The sequence below is a fragment of the Ureibacillus chungkukjangi genome, assembly GCF_044795995.1.
GTDB classification, from domain to species: domain Bacteria; phylum Bacillota; class Bacilli; order Bacillales_A; family Planococcaceae; genus Ureibacillus; species Ureibacillus chungkukjangi.
This window is the reverse complement of the sequence record NZ_CP085009.1, coordinates 479,049-495,231: the sequence shown is the minus strand read 5'-3', so window position 1 is coordinate 495,231 and position 16,183 is coordinate 479,049. Positions and strand designations below refer to the sequence as shown.

General features: G+C 36.9%; 15 protein-coding genes and 2 pseudogenes. 5 read left to right on the top strand and 12 right to left on the bottom strand.

Annotated elements, in window-relative coordinates; all coding sequences use genetic code 11:
* Positions 1-43: 43 nt before the first annotated feature.
* The 4 genes from LG296_RS02505 to LG296_RS02490 form a co-directional block, all read right to left on the bottom strand.
* Positions 44-3,208, bottom strand: a complete 3,165-nt coding sequence (locus LG296_RS02505; RefSeq protein WP_404427375.1) for an ATP-binding cassette domain-containing protein — start codon at positions 3,206-3,208, stop codon at positions 44-46.
* A 129-nt stretch (positions 3,209-3,337) separates the two neighbouring features.
* Entirely contained in the window at positions 3,338-3,721 is a 384-nt protein-coding gene (locus tag LG296_RS02500; protein WP_251400848.1) for an SRPBCC domain-containing protein, read from the bottom strand.
* A 3-nt stretch (positions 3,722-3,724) separates the two neighbouring features.
* Positions 3,725-4,057, bottom strand: a complete 333-nt coding sequence (locus LG296_RS02495) for an ArsR/SmtB family transcription factor (protein ID WP_404427374.1) — start codon at positions 4,055-4,057, stop codon at positions 3,725-3,727.
* A gap of 280 nt (positions 4,058-4,337) precedes the next feature.
* Complete coding sequence (locus tag LG296_RS02490) at positions 4,338-5,906, bottom strand: IS1182 family transposase (protein WP_404427373.1); 1,569 nt, start codon at positions 5,904-5,906, stop codon at positions 4,338-4,340.
* Between the two features lie 239 nt (positions 5,907-6,145).
* On the opposite strand from LG296_RS02490, the gene LG296_RS02485 reads away from it, so the two are divergent.
* Positions 6,146-6,733: a hypothetical protein gene (locus tag LG296_RS02485; protein ID WP_404427372.1), complete on the top strand. Its 588-nt coding sequence runs from the start codon at positions 6,146-6,148 to the stop codon at positions 6,731-6,733.
* Positions 6,734-6,783: 50 nt separating this feature from the next.
* On the opposite strand, the gene LG296_RS02480 is transcribed toward LG296_RS02485, so the two are convergent.
* The 3 genes and pseudogenes from LG296_RS02480 to LG296_RS02470 all read right to left on the bottom strand — a co-directional run bounded on the left by LG296_RS02480 (position 6,784) and on the right by LG296_RS02470 (position 8,151).
* Entirely contained in the window at positions 6,784-7,509 is a 726-nt protein-coding gene (locus LG296_RS02480) for a 3-ketoacyl-ACP reductase (protein ID WP_251400845.1), read from the bottom strand.
* A 123-nt stretch (positions 7,510-7,632) separates the two neighbouring features.
* A pseudogene (locus LG296_RS02475) lies at positions 7,633-7,716 on the bottom strand (DUF3885 domain-containing protein); the annotation flags it as partial.
* Positions 7,717-7,731: 15 nt separating this feature from the next.
* Positions 7,732-8,151 carry a hypothetical protein gene (locus LG296_RS02470; protein WP_404427371.1) on the bottom strand — a complete coding sequence of 140 codons (420 nt, stop codon included), beginning with the start codon at positions 8,149-8,151 and terminating at the stop codon, positions 7,732-7,734.
* Between the two features lie 253 nt (positions 8,152-8,404).
* On the opposite strand from LG296_RS02470, the gene LG296_RS02465 reads away from it, so the two are divergent.
* Positions 8,405-8,881, top strand: a complete 477-nt coding sequence (locus tag LG296_RS02465) for a DUF4188 domain-containing protein (protein WP_404427370.1) — start codon at positions 8,405-8,407, stop codon at positions 8,879-8,881.
* 42 nt (positions 8,882-8,923) lie between these two features.
* On the opposite strand, the gene LG296_RS02460 is transcribed toward LG296_RS02465, so the two are convergent.
* The 4 genes from LG296_RS02460 to LG296_RS02445 form a co-directional block, all read right to left on the bottom strand.
* Entirely contained in the window at positions 8,924-9,784 is an 861-nt protein-coding gene (locus LG296_RS02460) for an aminoglycoside phosphotransferase family protein (protein ID WP_404427369.1), read from the bottom strand.
* A gap of 133 nt (positions 9,785-9,917) precedes the next feature.
* A complete protein-coding gene (locus LG296_RS02455) occupies positions 9,918-10,067 on the bottom strand; it encodes a hypothetical protein (protein WP_251400841.1) in 150 nt (49 codons plus the stop codon).
* 126 nt (positions 10,068-10,193) lie between these two features.
* Positions 10,194-10,478, bottom strand: a complete 285-nt coding sequence (locus LG296_RS02450) for a hypothetical protein (protein WP_404427368.1) — start codon at positions 10,476-10,478, stop codon at positions 10,194-10,196.
* 143 nt (positions 10,479-10,621) lie between these two features.
* Entirely contained in the window at positions 10,622-11,920 is a 1,299-nt protein-coding gene (locus tag LG296_RS02445; protein WP_404427367.1) for an S-layer homology domain-containing protein, read from the bottom strand.
* Positions 11,921-12,169: 249 nt separating this feature from the next.
* Here LG296_RS02445 and LG296_RS02440 point away from each other — a divergent pair, with 249 nt between their 5' ends.
* From LG296_RS02440 to LG296_RS02430, 3 genes are all read left to right on the top strand, one after another.
* The gene (locus tag LG296_RS02440; RefSeq protein WP_404427366.1) at positions 12,170-13,540 is read left to right on the top strand and encodes a VWA domain-containing protein; all 1,371 of its coding nucleotides are present in this window, start codon (positions 12,170-12,172) and stop codon (positions 13,538-13,540) included.
* A gap of 63 nt (positions 13,541-13,603) precedes the next feature.
* Entirely contained in the window at positions 13,604-14,269 is a 666-nt protein-coding gene (locus tag LG296_RS02435; protein ID WP_404427365.1) for a vWA domain-containing protein, read from the top strand.
* A gap of 522 nt (positions 14,270-14,791) precedes the next feature.
* On the top strand, positions 14,792-15,421 hold the full coding sequence (locus LG296_RS02430) for a CAP domain-containing protein (RefSeq protein WP_251400836.1): 630 nt from the start codon (positions 14,792-14,794) through the stop codon (positions 15,419-15,421).
* A 43-nt stretch (positions 15,422-15,464) separates the two neighbouring features.
* Here LG296_RS02430 and LG296_RS02425 read toward each other — a convergent pair.
* A pseudogene (locus tag LG296_RS02425) lies at positions 15,465-16,088 on the bottom strand (TerD family protein); the annotation flags it as partial.
* Positions 16,089-16,183 lie beyond the last annotated feature (95 nt).

Below are 16,183 nucleotides of genomic sequence, written 5' to 3'. Positions count from 1 at the left end.
ACTATTCAGAATTGTGTGTGTACCTGGTACACACACAATTCTCCTAATTATTCTCTTCAAGACTTTGGTAAACCGCCATCATATCTCGTTTATTCAGCTCTCGAATACGATTGAAAATAGGGATAGCTGCAACAGTTCCCTGAGCTTCATGCACAACATCACAAACTTTGCCAGATAGCCATGTTTGTACGTCTATGCCTTCGACGATTTCCTTTCGCCCTTCTTCATTAATCCCACTTGCCTCGCAACTTACACAAGGAATTGTCAATTTAAACACGCCATCATGGAGGTTATCCTCAGAGATCACTTTCTTCCCTTTACAGAATGGACACGGATGGCTTTTTTTAATTTTATTTATTTCGGTTACTAATTTTTTGTAACCAAATGCCTCGTAAACATAGGTTAGTTTTTTGTATTTTCCATTCGTGAAATACTTATCTATGATGGTTTCTCTTGTTTCATTGATATCCGGAAAATCACAGATGGTCACTTGATTATTTTCGCTAATAGATTCAATACTGTGTTTGATTTTGTCCCAGAATGGTAAAACATTTTGCAAGACCATTTCATAACCCGAAAAGCTTGCTAGTTCTAGCTCAAGCAATTTTAGCGCAACCTGTGTTTCTCTAGGTAATAGTGAGACATCTTGCGTCAAGGTCATATCACCGCCAACAACCGATTTTAAATTTACAAGTTCTGGTAATTCCCCGACTGTTTTTATCACTTCACTAAGTGGCTGATGAATAATTTCGCGAATATCTGTGTCACCATACTCTAGACGTTTTTGATGGTTTAGCACGGTTCCCTGACAAATTGGACACATAATCATTTCTTTTGATACTTTCATTTGTTCCTTAATAGCCGACTTCGAAATGAACATGTAGGTCCCGATAATCGTATTAAACCCTACCCAAGTTCTACGTGCCTTGCTTTTCTTATCATAAAATGACTGATCAAAATACCCGTACCAAAATGTATGCTTTTCTTCCTCAGACATTTCATTATAGCTTTTCGTCAGGTCATGCCCTAGTTCATTCTTAATTTCTTCAAATAGAAACTCTAGCTTTGAATATTGATAAAACTTTAGAACTTCCATAACATCTGGATGGAATAGCCCCTCCCAGAACGGAACATTTTTGTTTTGGATAATCAATTCTTTATCAAAGATTTGAATTTCGAGACGCCCTGAGCAGGATGGACAATGATTGTCCTGAGAAAAGAAATCAAAGCTTCTTGTATCCTTGTTGACTGGATGAGATGCAATAATATGGTTAATCACGCCACCCATTTCATAGAGGAAGCTATACTGACTATACAAATGTCTCTCTAAATCAATTGCAATGACTGGAGCAATCGTATTAGAATCATATTCACTGTAAATAAGCCGTGCCATTGATGATAAGCTTTTTAAAATGCCGCCCTTATAGATGTTTTCCGCATTTTTAAAATAGTCGATATGATTTTCTTTTAAATAATTAATACCAATTTGCTGCTTAAGTTTGGAAGAAATAGGCGAAGGAACACCGATATCATCCCTATTTTTAAGTCGATAGTAATCTTCATAGCTGACAATATCTAGATGCTCCACAGCTCCAATTCTTCTCTTACCAAAATCAACGATAAAATCAGAGCTTTCCAGCATATATGCATTATGTTCAATCATAATAATCGATACTGATTCGTCTTTCAAAATGCCTCTAATGCTATCAATGATTTGGTTTAAAATATTTTGTGATAAACCCTTTGATGGCTCGTCAAAAATAAATAGCGTATGTGGGTTTCTTGAGTTGGTAAACAACTCGGACACTAAATGCACACATTGGAATTCACCGGTTGATAACGTTTGCGTCTTTCTTTCTAATGTCAAATAACCTAGACCAAGCTTGATTAAAAGACTTAGACGTTTATGAACAATGTCTTCGTTTGGAATTTCATCGATAATATCTTCAATCGATCGCTGGAAAATATCATCAATGTCTTCACTATATTTTGTCAGTTTCTTTTTAATATCAAGGAAGGTCGCAACAGTTGACCGACTTGTAATGGATTGATTTCGATCCTGTCCTACCATCACGAGTTTATCTTTTGGATATCTCTTTAGAAAATTCTTCACTATACATTCATTTACTAGTGTAGATTTTCCACAGCCAGACTCACCAGTAACAGTTACAAGTCTATTTTTAGGTATTTGAAATTCAGATATTTGAATATTACGGCAATACAAATCATGGAATTCATAGTATTCTGCTGGCTCTGTTTGATTTCGTTCGCAATGGATTGGTGCAGGACGAGGTGATTTTTCTACAATTTTACCGCCATACTTACCACTACCTGGTCCAAAAAACAGCTGGTTATCCGTTGTATCGAGTACTGTATCAGAATGGTCTATAAGCCAAACCTGATTTTTATAGCCTAAATGTTTAATTTGCTCTAAAATTTGCACGAGTGTTTCGTGATCAAGTCCAACAGAGATCTCATCAATGATGATTACTGTATTTTCACTCGCCGCCATGAATTCTGCCAGGTAAAGTCTTGTAATCTCACCACCTGATAATGTACCCATTATGCGATTTAAGGTTAGGTAGCCTATATTCATATTAATGATATTTTGAAGAATATGTTGCTTTGCTTCACTAATATGTAACTCTTCAGCTAGTGAAAGAATGGATTCAATACTCAATTCGTTAATATCGGAAATACTATGTGGTCGCTTCGATAGCTCTATGGTATATTGCAAAACTTCCGAGTTATAACGTCTGCCTGCACACTTTTTACATTCAACATTTTTGGTCGTACCCCGCCCTTTACATGAAGGGCACCAACCTAATTCATTATTAAAGGAAAATACCTCTGGAGATAGATTATATTTTTCAGCAAGACAGGTACGAATCTCAGTAAACACTCCCGTATGGGTACCGATTGTTGAACGTGGATTAGAAGATATTGATGATTTTCCTAGAAAAAGCACTAAAGGCATTTCTTCCATTTTAATGGCACTGAAATTCGTTTCCATAATATTAGGAAACAAATATTGATATTCGGCCTTAGGCAATAAGGAAACTAGGCGCTTCTTGGATTCTTCACCAATCGTTTGACAAAAAGTTGTTTTACCAGACCCAGACAAACCAGCAATTCCTAAAGACTGATCTTCCGGCAAGAAGGCATCTAAACGATTAATATTATTGGCAATTAAATGATTGATTTTCATCGGCTAACCTCTCCATTCTTTTGTGTACCAGGTACATAAACAATTCTCACACAATTAAAAAGCAAACGACTTAGCACTTTACTAAAACGTTTGCTTATTTAACGATGCAGGTTCAAAGGAATCCTACATTTACCCAATAACTTTTTTAAGCTCTTCAACCATATTCGCCCAACCGTATTTCGCACCATTGAACGCTTGGTCTTCCTGTTCGAATCCTGTTTGTTCAAGATGTAAGTAAGTTGTTCCATTTTCTTCTCTTAGTGTCCAGGTAACGATCGTGTTAATCGGTCCACCTACCCAAGTGTATGATAGCTTATTAGGCTCGTCCACAACTAATACTTCACTATCGACGATTAAATTCCACTGTGGATTTCTAAACTGGCATTTATGACCCACGATCGGTTTAAAGTCATTTTCCATAATCCATTTTGCTAGCGTTTCTGAATCTGTTAATGCATCCCAGACCTTGTTAATAGGATTATTAAACTGAAAATCTAATGATAATTCTGCCATTTATTATTCCTCCTCTAATAAGTTTTTTAGAAGTGTCACTCTATCAATCCAAAGTTCCTCGTAAAAGGATACCCAATCTTTAACTTCCTGCAGGGGAGCTGCATTTAGTCGATACCTTGTTTCTCTACCAACTTTACGGTCAGAAACCACACCAGCCTCTTTTAGTATAGCCAAATGCTTTGAAACAGCAGTACGCCCCATTTGAAAATGAGGGGTCAATTCGTGAAGAGGCAGCTCTTCTGCGTCTGCCAACAAACGCAGCAATTCACGTCTCGTTGGGTCAGCTATCGCTACAAAAACATCACGCTCTTGATTTTTCCCTTTCAAAAGCAACATCCCCTTAATAATTGGACACCATTTAGTGTTATTATTATAGGACACTTTTCGGTGTCACGTCAATTTAGAATTTCCTAATTCCCTGACTCCTATTCCAATTTTTATTAATAAACTACCCCAACTTCAATATTCAGAATCGTGTAAGAGTTGTTTATGTACCTGGCACCGGTACAATTCAGAAGAGGCTGGGACATAACTAGCTTCAAATAAAGAGAAAGGTGAATTTGAGTACGCTCAAATTCACCTTTCTCAATTTTGTCGTTTCAATTCTACTATTACCTTAGTTAATGGCAGTGAATTTTCTTAAATTCACTGCCATTAATGCAAGACCCATTTCGTTTTCCACCTTTGATTTTCCTCGAACGGAAAATCGAGCGAAACGCAAATTAGCCTTCAAGAATCCAAAAACTGGTTCCACATCGATTTTTCTTTTTCGATAGATGGCACTCGTTTTCTCTTCTGAAAGCTTCGCTCTCACATATTCTTTTTGTTGTTCCCACTTCTCATTTACCATTAACTTTCGATTATTACCTTCTTTTGCTTTCGTACATAACGAACGAAATGGGCATCCTGAACAGTCTTCACTTTCGTAGATTTTAAACTTTCTTGTGAAACCAGCTTTATCTGTACGTACTGAATGATATTTAAATACAAGGTGTTGCTGATTTGGGCAATTGTATGTATCGTTTTCTTCATTATACTTCCAGTTGTCTGGATGGAATTCATTTTGTTTGTACTTCTTCTTTTGCTCCTTCAAATACATGTTATACGTAATGAGTGCTTCTCGTTTTCTGTTCGAAAGGATATCATTATAGTTTTGCTCACTACCATACCCTGCATCTGCGACAATATGTTTCGGTAGCTCAAAATAGTGCTTTTCAATCTCGTCTAAAAATGGAATTAACGTACGTGTATCTGTTGGGTTAGAAAATAAACTATAGGCAAGTGCGTATTGACCTTCCGTTGCGATTTGTACATTGTAACCAGCTTTCAATTGTCCATTTTGCATATAATCATCTTTCATTCTCATAAATGTCGCATCGAAATCAGTTTTAGAATAGCTATTACGTGTGCCGAAAATTTCAAGGTCGCGTAGATATTTTTGTTTGCGTAAGACAAAATCAATCAACTGTTTACGCACTTGTTTCGGATATTTCCGTTCACTTCGTAAGTTTTTTCGCTCTGGCACATCTGATGAGGCTTCAATTTCCTTATCATATTCGCTTACGATATCGTCCACTTTTTGAACCATTTGAGCGAGTTCTTCTACCGATAACTGTTCATCGCTTTCACGTTCGATTTCAGGGATGATTTCATTCTCAAGCAGTTCATTGTATAGCTGGTTTGACTTTTCAATTAAACTTTCATGATACTTCTCAATCGATTTCTTCCAAACGAACGTAAACTTGTTCGCGTTCGCTTCAATCTTTGTGCCATCGATAAAAATAGCTTCTTGATCGATTAGTTTTTCTTCAACTAATTGACAACGGAATTGGATGAAACATTGGCGAATTAGATCTTTTACTTCAGATTGAACACGGAATCGGTTAATTGTACGGTAGCTTGGTTCATAGCCTTGAGCTAACCACATCATGCGGATACTATCTTTTAAAAGGGCTTCAATTTTGCGCCCAGAAAATACAGATTGTGTGTAGGCACATAAAATAATTTTAAGCATCATTCGAGGGTGATAGGCAGGACAACCCTCGTTTCGAAGAAATGGGTCAAACGCTTCGTGGGGTATACTTTCAACTAAATGATGAACATGGAAGGCAATATCATTCTTTTGTAATTTCACTTCTAATTCTAAAGGCAAAACGATTTGATTCATGTTATAATTTTTAAACATAAGGATCCTTCTTTCGATATGGTTTTGTGTGGTAACTTAATTTTATCAGAAGTGGTCCTTATTTTTTTATTCAAAAATAATCAAAGCCGGTGAAATTTTACTTGTTGTAAAATTTCACCGGCTTTTTCATTTCAGAGATGGGTTTTGTCCCAGCCTCTTCTATTTTTCTATGATTAATCACATTCATTTTGGGTATCTAGAGGTTAATCTACGTGCAATTGATTAGGATGTGTTGATGTATGTTTGGACTATCAAATCTTGTTTCTCTTATTGTTTCGGCATTTATCATCCTGCCTGTTGTTTTATTCCTTCGGGAGATGAGCTACTTAATTGTCAGTGGTATGTTTGGGGTTATTAAGCCTAGGATCACAATCGGTTCTGGCCCGCGTGTTATTAAACTAGGAATTATCGATATCCGAAAATATTATCATTTTTATAGCTGGTTTTCGTATGATGATTTAAAAAGTAATAGTAAGCTTGCGTATATTTTGATTTACTCGAGTCCCATTGTTTTCAACCTGGCCATCGCACTTCTCATCAATGCTTTAATAGCCAACGGAGTGCTCGATGAATACAAGGTTTTCTGGGATCGCTTTGTTTTTTATGTGTTCTATTTCATGTTATTTGATATCATTCCGATGTTTACAATAAATGGTAAAACAAACAATGGCATGATTATTTATGAAATGATTCGGTATGGAAAACGGGTGGATTATAATCCGGAGTCCTTCTTTCCCACTACGTCGGATATGGAAAAGCAACATAAGGAATACATGAAACGAATAGAAGAAATAAAAAGGGAACGCGAAGAGGAAGATTGCGATTAAAAAAAGCCAGCTCTCCAATTTAAAATGGAGGGATGGCTTTAAAATTTAATTTAGAAAGGATTTGTAGCAATAAATCCTGCCGTTTTCACGTAGATACGTGGGTTAAGCTTTAATTGATTAACGATAAATTCAGCAATGTCCTCTGGCTGCATCATTTTCGATTCATCGTTTTCTTTAATTAGGTTCGTTTCTACTGCTAGATCAGTAGCTACAGTACTTGGTGTTAAAGCAGATACACGAATATTATTGCGACGAACCTCTTGTGCTAATGATTCAGTAAAACCGATAACGCCGAACTTCGATGCACTATAAGCACTTGAAGTTGCCGCCCCACTTAAGCCACTTGTTGAAGAGATATTGATGATGTCACCAGCTTCTTTATCTAATAATTGAGGTAAAACTGCACGAGTAACATAATATGTCCCCATTAAGTTTACATCAACAATTTTTTTCCATTCTTCAGGCTCCATATCTAAAACTGAGCCAAATGTTGCAATTCCGGCATTATTGATTAAAATGTCAGCATTGCCTAATTCTTTTGCTAGTAGAGTAACAGCTACTTCCACCTGTTCTTGAGATGAAACATCCGCCATCGCATAGGCAACTTTAACGCCTAAGCCTTCGATTTGAGTTGCCACTTCTTTTAAGCCTGATTCAGAGCGTGCAATTAAACCCACAGTTACGCCTTCTTTAGCTAAAGCGATTGCTGTTGCTCTACCAATCCCTCTTGCTCCACCTGTGATAATTGCAACTTTTCCTTGTAACGATTGCGCCATAAAATCGGCTCCCTTCCATACAATTTAATACCTTCGCCATCATTATACTATCTCGGCATAATTGTCGCATGGAATTAGCTTAGGGGAAATTGTGTGTTGGTAAATGCTCTTGTACACTACCGACTACTTAAATAATCTATCAATTTTCTCACGATTGTAGTCTAAAATCCATTCATTGTATCGTGGATAGATATCTTCAATCGAGTCCCTATTTGCTGCAGCCTACTCTGGTAGTAACCCTTCTATCTCCAATACTTCTCCATTTATAAGCCTTTCTAACTTTCTCAAAAGATCATCCAATTGCCCGACAAAAGTTACAATGCAGAAATTCGCTTTAATCCTTTCATGTGAATCTAATTTATTGTCGGCTAGCACCTCTACTCCTACATAGCCTCTGTAATTTATTTTAAAATGACGTAAGGATAAAAAATGCGTTGCATCACTTTTGTCTTCTCCCGCTATCCAAGTGAACTCGTCAAACGATTGGGAAAAACCAATAATACCTTGTCTTAAATTATTAAGTTCCTCATTGTTAGAATAGATGTTAATGTCCAGTGAACATGCAGTTGTTTTAAAATTAAACCGAAGCTCAAAAAAATCAATATCCTCCCATATTTTTGTAATTCTTATAGCTGGCTCCATTTTTAACTCCTTTTAAATCTAGAATTTCTTTCATTTTTAATATAAATGCTTTTTGGTTTAATTTATTGTAAATTCCAAAAATTTCGTTGTCATTACTTTTATTATCCATCATTATAGAATTAAATGTTACAAGAAAATGCAGAAGATGCGGATTCAACTTACTATTATGTTGAATTAGGAAAGGGAACAATCAAATCAGCAATTGACTGATGTGAATTTGCACTTAATTAAATTTTTCAATGGGGTGTTTAAGATGGGTAATCCAATTAATACAGGGCGTTTTACTGTTGATAATTCGGACGATATTGTCGTTTTCATTATCGGAATGAGAATCAACAAGCGACTTGCAGTTCACAAATGGCTACCAGTTTTCAATGCTATGCCAGGTATGATTAAAGAACTTTATATAAATAAGGATGAACTGGGCTTCTTATCTATGGAGAGCTTTTTCGGATTAAAAACAACCGTCATGATTCAATATTGGCGCTCAACAGATGATTTGCTTTCATATGCTAAAAATGAAAAACACTTAACTGCATGGAAGAAATTCAACCAAAAAGCAGGCAACAACGATGCTGTAGGAATTTACCATGAAACCTATCAAATATGTAAAGGCAACTATGAATCAATTTATGTCAATATGCCAAAATACGGTTTAGGAAAAGCAGTAAACCATGTTCCTGTTACAAAAGAGAAGAATTTTGCAAGTCAAAGACTTAATGTTAAGTAAATTGTGTGAGAATTGTTTGTGTACCTGGTACACAAACAATTCCTAAACGCTCCCCATCAAATACGCCAACACCTCATTCATCTCCTGTGCTTCCTCTGCTCCATCTTCTACCGCCCAAATTACTTGTACTGTCAGTAGTGCGATGGCTGCTTTTCTTAATCGTTGCTCTTCTAATGCTTGTTTTGATGTAATCTGTTTCAGCCGTGTTTCCAGCAATACTAAGTCACCATTTATTTCATTAAATAAAAACGAGATGTAATCGTAGTAGATGTCTCCCTGTACCCCTTTTGGATCGATGGCAACCCAGCCTTGTTCCTCGTCAAACAGGATGTTTTCATGATGCAAATCTCCATGTAGGTGTACATTCCCTCTAGAAGACTCTTCAATTTCCTTTTTATAAAGAAGTGCCGTCTCGATTTGCTCGTCTGTTACAAAATCGTTCGAGACAGGATTCACCAATGCATTAAACCAATTATGTATATGAGGTAAATCCTCTGAATACTGCCTGTTAAATCTGTTCCAAACCGTCAAATAAATGTCGATTTGCTCGTCCTTTTCCACCTCTTTTAGCATCTTACCCGGTGTTAGTCGTTCAAGTAAAAGGCATCCTAGCTTTTCGTCATAGTTATATAGTTTTACGAAGCCCTCTCCCTGAAACTCTTTTGTCGCCTTGATTTCATTTGAAAAATCATATCCTGGAATACCGATTTTCAAAACAAGCGAGCGATTCATGGCGTCCTTTACGTATGCTACATAGTTATACGATAAATTAGCAGGCTCTCCCTCTACTGTTAACCCCCACTTGTAACAAATTACTTCAAGTGTCTCAGGGAATTGCTCAAGCCACAGCTCACCCCTTTCACCAAAAGCTGCTTTTATTTTCTCTTTGAATCTTTTATTCATGCTATCCCTCCTTTGACATCCACTATTAGGCTTCAATATCCATTAAATAAATCCCTGCAAAAATAAAACCCCTAACACTAATAAATAGCGTTAAAGGCTTCGCGCTAGAGAGAACTAACTCTGGCTTTTATTTTTACTCATCATCGATTTCACCATCACCGATTTCATCTTCCTCTTCAATATCTTCAATGTGCTCCCCTTCTTCAGGTGCTTCATCGTTACCACAAGCTACTAAAGAGAACATTGAAAACGTTAAAAACATCATCATAAGTAATTTCTTCATAAATAGGAAAACCTCCTTTTTATTAAGTTTTCCCCAATTGTCCTAAACAAAACCCTTGCACTAACAAAATCTGAATTGTTCTAAATTGTGTGTGTACCTGGTACACACACAGTACACACACAATTCTTATCTAAACAAATTAAAGAACGACCCAATTTGTCTTACCATGTTAATGCCTTCTGATAGTTTTCCGGCATGGTTCATCATCATGTTGAGATTTTCAGGGAGACCTCTTCTTTGGCCCTGCTGTGGGAATCCGTAAGGCTGTTGCTGGTTGTACATGTATGGATTGTCTGGTCTTCTTCTCTCTAATGTTGGGCCAAAATTTTGTCTTGGTCCAGGTGGCATAGCTCTTCTTCTAGGATCCTCCGAAAATGCTCTTCTTCTATTATCTGGTGGATAAAACGGCATCAATCTAATCACCCCCTATTAGGATTAAACTTTATCTCTAATATATGTTTGAGTTTTTTAGCGGCTTAGACTTTATTAATAATTAGTTTTCACAAGAAAAAAACAACCCAACAAAGCTATTACTTTGATGGATTGCTCTAATTTTATTTTAATAATTCATCTGGCACTACAAACAAATGCCCTGAGTTATCTGCGTAAACACCTATAATTGTTTTGTCTTCAATATATTTTACGATATAAAGTTTTTTTCCATCGTGCTTTGTTGTATTCAGAAGCTCTACCTTCTTACCGTCTCGTTCCATATTGGCCTTTACTTCTTCCCATGTTAAGTTAATCGGTTCTTCCTGAAGAGTGACCCATCTATAATTCTCCATAAACCACTCTCCATTTTGTTTAACTAGCGTAAAGTAAACCGTACTTCCTCCTGAAACCATTTGATCGAATACAATGGAAGAAGCTACAACTCGGTCACTTGTGTTTTCTAGCACATTAAAACGGATATCTAAAGCGGCATAAGGATATGGAGGCACATCACATGAGCAATAAAATTCATCCTTCACATCTTTCAAGAATCCATCCGTAAAGGTAGGAGTGGCATATTTTAATAATTCCGGTCTTAAAATAGTAAAGTCTGGATGATTTTCAAAAGACCAATTATGTTCTTCTCCTAATCGCTTAAATGTATCTACAATTCCGGATAGCTTCTCTTTTACAACGTTCTTTGCTTCAATATTGGAAAGCACGCTTAACTCGCCATCCACTCTTTCTTTTGACTGTTTGACTAGCTCATCTAGTGCAAGACCTTTTTCAGCTGTATTTGAAGCAGCTTCACTGACTTTACCGAAACCACTTTGATTCATCTTATATAAAAATGTAACTACTTGAGCTCTCGTAAGTTCATTTTTGTAACCAAAAAATTCAAATACATTTTCTTTTTTATCATGATTTTGACCAGTAGAGATTTCATGGTCCAGCAAAAATTGAATTGAATTTTTCAAATCTAGATCATCATGCCCTAAATATACTAGAGCCTGCGCCACTAATCCGCGTTTTGCTGGTTGGTTTCGAATCGTATGATCTAAATACCCATTTAAAGGTACGCCATACGAAGCTAGTGAATTATATACATCATCTGCCCAATGTTTCGAAGGAGTATCTTTCGTAATCTCTCCCTCCACCTTGTTTAACTTGTATAGATTATTTAACATAACCACTAATTGAGCTTCACTTACTTTATTATTAGGGCCAAAGCTTCCATCCTCATAACCACTTACAATTCCATTCTCCTTTGCCCAAGCAACCGCCTCATATGCATAATAATCACTTTTCACATCAGGAAAACTTGAACTCTTGACCGGGGCAGCTGCTAAAGCATTAGACTGGATGCCCACAGCAACACAAAGACACAATATCGAAACTAGTATACTCAAAAGCTTTTTCATAGAGCCCTCCTACTTATTTGTATATTTTTGGTAAAAATCCACATAATAGTATTTTATGTATCATCAAAGACAAAAATTCTCCCAAATTTAAATGTTTAGAATCTATTTTTTGTTGCTTCCAAAAGATATGTCTACTAGTAAACTCTATTTTTAATTTCTTTTCCCTAATCAGAGTGTATTAAACCTATCATCTCTTCATATGGGATATAATGGGTATATGATTTTATTTTAATTTTAAATGGAGGGTCTATGAAAACTTTAATTCGTGGTGAAAAAGTAAATGTATCTGATTTTACTTCTGCAACTCAATTAGAGGTAGAGGTAAATGTATCTTCAAGCTTTGAAATTGATATTACGTGTTTTGGGCTAGACCAGAAAAAACAGCTTACAGACGATCGGTATATGATTTTTTACAATCAGTTAAATTCCCCATCCAACGAAATTCAACTTAGAAACCTCGGGAATGGCAGTGGCAATTTTTTTATCGACTTAGCCAAAATTCCGAATTCCATTCAATACCTCGTTTTCACAGCAACAATCGATGGAAATGGAACAATGGGTATGATTCAAAATGGCTCCCTGAAATTAAAAACAGGCACCCAGACTCTTCTTGACTATTCCTTTAACGGAACTGACTTCAAAAATGAAAAAGCCGTGATTATTACAGAAGTTTATAATTATAAATCCCTTTGGAAGGTTTCATCAGTCGGGAGTGGCTTTGACGGAGGTCTTTCTGCTTTATTATCAAGCTTCGGTGGTACTGCTTCAGAAGAACCAGCTCCAGCTAATACACCTACACCTGTAACAGCAGCCGTGTCAGAAGCGCAAGCCGCTCCAGTGCTCGATAAAAAAATACTGTTAGAGAAGAAGATGGAGCAAACAGCACCAAAATTACTGGACCTTTCAAAGAAAGCCAAAATCTCACTAGAAAAAGCCGGACTGCAAAATCATACGGCGAAGGTAGCCCTTTGTTTGGATATCTCTGGATCTATGTCAAAAATGTACCGCACAGGCAAAATCCAAGAATTTGTTGAGCGTATTTTGGCATTAGGAACTCGCTTTGACGATGACGGCTCCATTGATGTGTTTTTATTCGGCAAAAATGCCTATGATGCAGGCGAAATCACGATTGATAACTTTGGCGGCTCTGTGGATCGCTTAATTAAGCAGCATCCGTTAGAAGGTAACACTTACTACGGCAAAGCAATGAAAATTATTCGAAAGCATTATTTTGGTCATGGGGGAAAACGCGACAAACCCTATTCGCAAAATCATCCTGTTTACGTCATGTTTGTAACAGATGGCGCCCCATTCGATAAAGCTGACGCAACGAACCATATTCAGCATTCTTCCTATGAGCCGATGTTCTGGCAGTTCATGGCGATTGGTAAGTCAAACAAAAGCGCCAAAAAGAAAGGCGGCTTCTTCAATAGTCTTATCCAATCTGATTTCACCTTCCTAGAGCAGCTAGATAATCTAAGTGGTCGCTATTTGGATAACGCCAACTTCTTTAGTGTCGAGGATCCGTTAGAGCTATCAGACACAGAGCTCTACGATTTACTAATGACCGAATACCCAGGCTGGGTCAAATCAGCCTCGCAAAAGGGATTAATTCAGTAGCCTCATGAATAAGTAACCTTTGAAATGCAACACTAATACAACTTTCTTGCTAGGAGGAGCAACATGTCCACTATATCTTTAAGAAAAGACAAAGTAAAAATCGTACTGACTAAGAAAAAATTAACTGGTGTTAAAGCAAAAGTCGGTCTCGTCCTGGATATTTCGGGTTCTATGAGACGCCTTTATAAAATCGGTGAAGTTCAGGAAGCCGTTGAGCGTGTTGCTGCAGTGGCTTCCCAGTTCGATGATGATGGCTCCTTGGACGTTTGGGTATATGACAACGAATTTTCCAGACTACCTGAAGTAACCGAGCATAACCTACTTGGCTATGTTGAAAAGAATATTCTAGGAAATAACGCTATTCACAAATTCGGTCGTAATGACGAGCCTCAGGTTATGGCAGACATTATCAACAAATACACTGTTGAAGAACCAAGTGATGAACCTGTTTTCTTAATCTTTATCAATGATGGTGGCTGCAAACCGGGCATTAAAAGATTTATCGTAGAGTCTTCAAACAAGCCAATTTTTTGGCAATTCGTCGGCATTGGTGACTCAAACTTTGACGTCCTACGCAAATTGGACACAATGGAAGGCCGCTTTATCGACAACGCGAACTTCTTCCATTTCGAAGACATCGAAAAAATCACAGACGAGCAGCTTTACGAAAACCTATTAGACGAATTCCCCTCCTGGCTTGAAGAGGCAAAGGAAAAAGGTATTTTGTAGTAGAATGAAATGAAATGTAATGTAATGAACCCTTGAACCCTTGTTAAGCAGATTTTGCTTGGCAAGGGTTTTTATTATTGTCTACAAGTAATTGGGCAAGCTTATTATATACAGGTTTTGATAAATTTCATTAATTATTAGTATTTTTTTGAAGTTTGATTTTGAAGTGTCGGTATTATTGATGAAAGTGTCGGGATTTTTTTAAAAAGTGACTGAATTTCGACAAAAAGTGTCGGGAATATAAGCAAAAGTGGTTGGATTAATTCTCTGCAATCACTTCTTCTAAAAATTTATATAACGTATATTTACTTCTAACTGGGATTTATCACAAAAGTTGGCGGATAAACGAGCAGAATCCACAGATATAATTTGCCAAACAGCACTTATCAATTCGATTCTCTCCCATCACAGTTTTCGCAACTTTATTTTATGGCTTTTCACCTAACAAATAACAATTATATGTCGTATAAAAAGACTATCCAAAATCAAAAATAAGAGAAATCAAAAGGAGGTGTAATGTAAATGAAAAAGTTTTCGAGCGTCCTTCTGTTTTGTGCCTTACTCCTGTTCTCTTCTAGTTATTCTGTACAGGGGCAAGAAATCAAAATGTTCAAGGAACCACCATTTGAGTATTATAAGGTCTCTAAAGGGGATTCATTCTGGTTCATTGCCAAACGATATGGGTTAGATTATAAGGAACTTATGAGACTAAACCCTTCAGTTGATCCACTGAACATGCAGGTTGGTTCAACTATCCGATTAAAGGATTCGGGTAGCCCGGTGGCAAGCTTTGAAGAAGAAGTCGTTCGTTTGGTGAATGCAGAAAGACAAAAAGCTGGATTAGGTACTGTCCAACATCGAGCTGATGTGAAAAACGTTGCTCAAAAGAAAGCAATGGATATGATCAACAGTAACTACTTCAGCCATACCAGCCCGAACTATGGTAGTCCTTTTGATATGTTGAAAACCTTCGGCGTATCTTATCGAGCTGCAGGTGAAAACATTGCCAAAGGACAGAAGACTCCACAAGAGGTTATGAATTCTTGGATGAACTCATCAGGACATAGAGCCAATATTTTAAATGGTCAATACAACGCTATTGGTGTTGGTTACTATAACGGTGCATGGGTTCAAATGTTTATTCAATCATAATAAAAAGTAGCCGTCTCAAATATGAGATTGGCTACTTTTTCGTTTATTTTCTTCCAGCTACCCAGTTCATGCCCCAGTTATAGGCTTGGTCCATATTTTTGTGGCCATTAAAGTACTCTACAAGACGCTCCACTTTAAATGTTTCGTCATTCACATTTTCAATCATGGCGATAGCACACATAATTTGCCCGTTTTTGTGCTCATCCAGCCTTACTTCAATGTCTGGGCCTGCAGGGTATTTTAATGTCACAACGCCATCTGCTTGCGACCAATTGGCTGCACCTTCATAGATAAAGGCATACACTAATACACGTTTTATTTCAGAAAGCTTACTTCCATTTATGCGAAGATTTTCTCCACCTGTAGCAGAGCCAGTGCGATCATCTGCATCTAATTGCATATATGGATAGCTCTCGTAGGAGCCAAATGCATTTCCCAATGCTTGCACACAGCCCTTTTCGCCATTTTTCAGTTCATATAAACAGCCTAAATCAAGATCTACATTATTTGACTTACCTAGTAAAGAAGAAAGGAAGCCCCCTGATTTTTTCCCAGTATTTTGCTGATTCCAATTCAGATTGACTAAAATTTCACCTATTGCTTGATTGTTTTTAGTCAGATTAATGGATTGTCCTTTTTTCTTTAACTCGATTTTGTTTAAATTCACCATTTAATGTAGCCTCCCATTTTTTATAGGTACTTTCATTTCAACCGATTTACCGAAATTTATTTAATCCCGAATACCTTATGCTCACAGGCACG

Excerpts from the sequence above, each read along its gene's own strand:
- LG296_RS02480 (WP_251400845.1), bottom strand. The coding sequence starts at position 7,509 with ATGGCGCAATCGTTACAAGGAAAAGTTGCAATTATCACAGGTGGAGCA.
- LG296_RS02455 (WP_251400841.1), bottom strand. The coding sequence starts at position 10,067 with ATGAAGAAATTACTTATGATGATGTTTTTAACGTTTTCAATGTTCTCT.
- LG296_RS02505 (WP_404427375.1), bottom strand. The coding sequence starts at position 3,208 with ATGAAAATCAATCATTTAATTGCCAATAATATTAATCGTTTAGATGCC.
- LG296_RS02490 (WP_404427373.1), bottom strand. The coding sequence starts at position 5,906 with ATGTTTAAAAATTATAACATGAATCAAATCGTTTTGCCTTTAGAATTA.
- LG296_RS02440 (WP_404427366.1), top strand. The coding sequence starts at position 12,170 with ATGAAAACTTTAATTCGTGGTGAAAAAGTAAATGTATCTGATTTTACT.
- LG296_RS02430 (WP_251400836.1), top strand. The coding sequence starts at position 14,792 with ATGAAAAAGTTTTCGAGCGTCCTTCTGTTTTGTGCCTTACTCCTGTTC.
- LG296_RS02445 (WP_404427367.1), bottom strand. The coding sequence starts at position 11,920 with ATGAAAAAGCTTTTGAGTATACTAGTTTCGATATTGTGTCTTTGTGTT.
- LG296_RS02485 (WP_404427372.1), top strand. The coding sequence starts at position 6,146 with ATGTTTGGACTATCAAATCTTGTTTCTCTTATTGTTTCGGCATTTATC.
- LG296_RS02495 (WP_404427374.1), bottom strand. The coding sequence starts at position 4,057 with ATGTTGCTTTTGAAAGGGAAAAATCAAGAGCGTGATGTTTTTGTAGCG.
- LG296_RS02470 (WP_404427371.1), bottom strand. The coding sequence starts at position 8,151 with ATGGAGCCAGCTATAAGAATTACAAAAATATGGGAGGATATTGATTTT.
- LG296_RS02465 (WP_404427370.1), top strand. The coding sequence starts at position 8,405 with ATGGGTAATCCAATTAATACAGGGCGTTTTACTGTTGATAATTCGGAC.
- LG296_RS02450 (WP_404427368.1), bottom strand. The coding sequence starts at position 10,478 with ATGCCGTTTTATCCACCAGATAATAGAAGAAGAGCATTTTCGGAGGAT.
- LG296_RS02460 (WP_404427369.1), bottom strand. The coding sequence starts at position 9,784 with ATGAATAAAAGATTCAAAGAGAAAATAAAAGCAGCTTTTGGTGAAAGG.
- LG296_RS02500 (WP_251400848.1), bottom strand. The coding sequence starts at position 3,721 with ATGGCAGAATTATCATTAGATTTTCAGTTTAATAATCCTATTAACAAG.
- LG296_RS02435 (WP_404427365.1), top strand. The coding sequence starts at position 13,604 with ATGTCCACTATATCTTTAAGAAAAGACAAAGTAAAAATCGTACTGACT.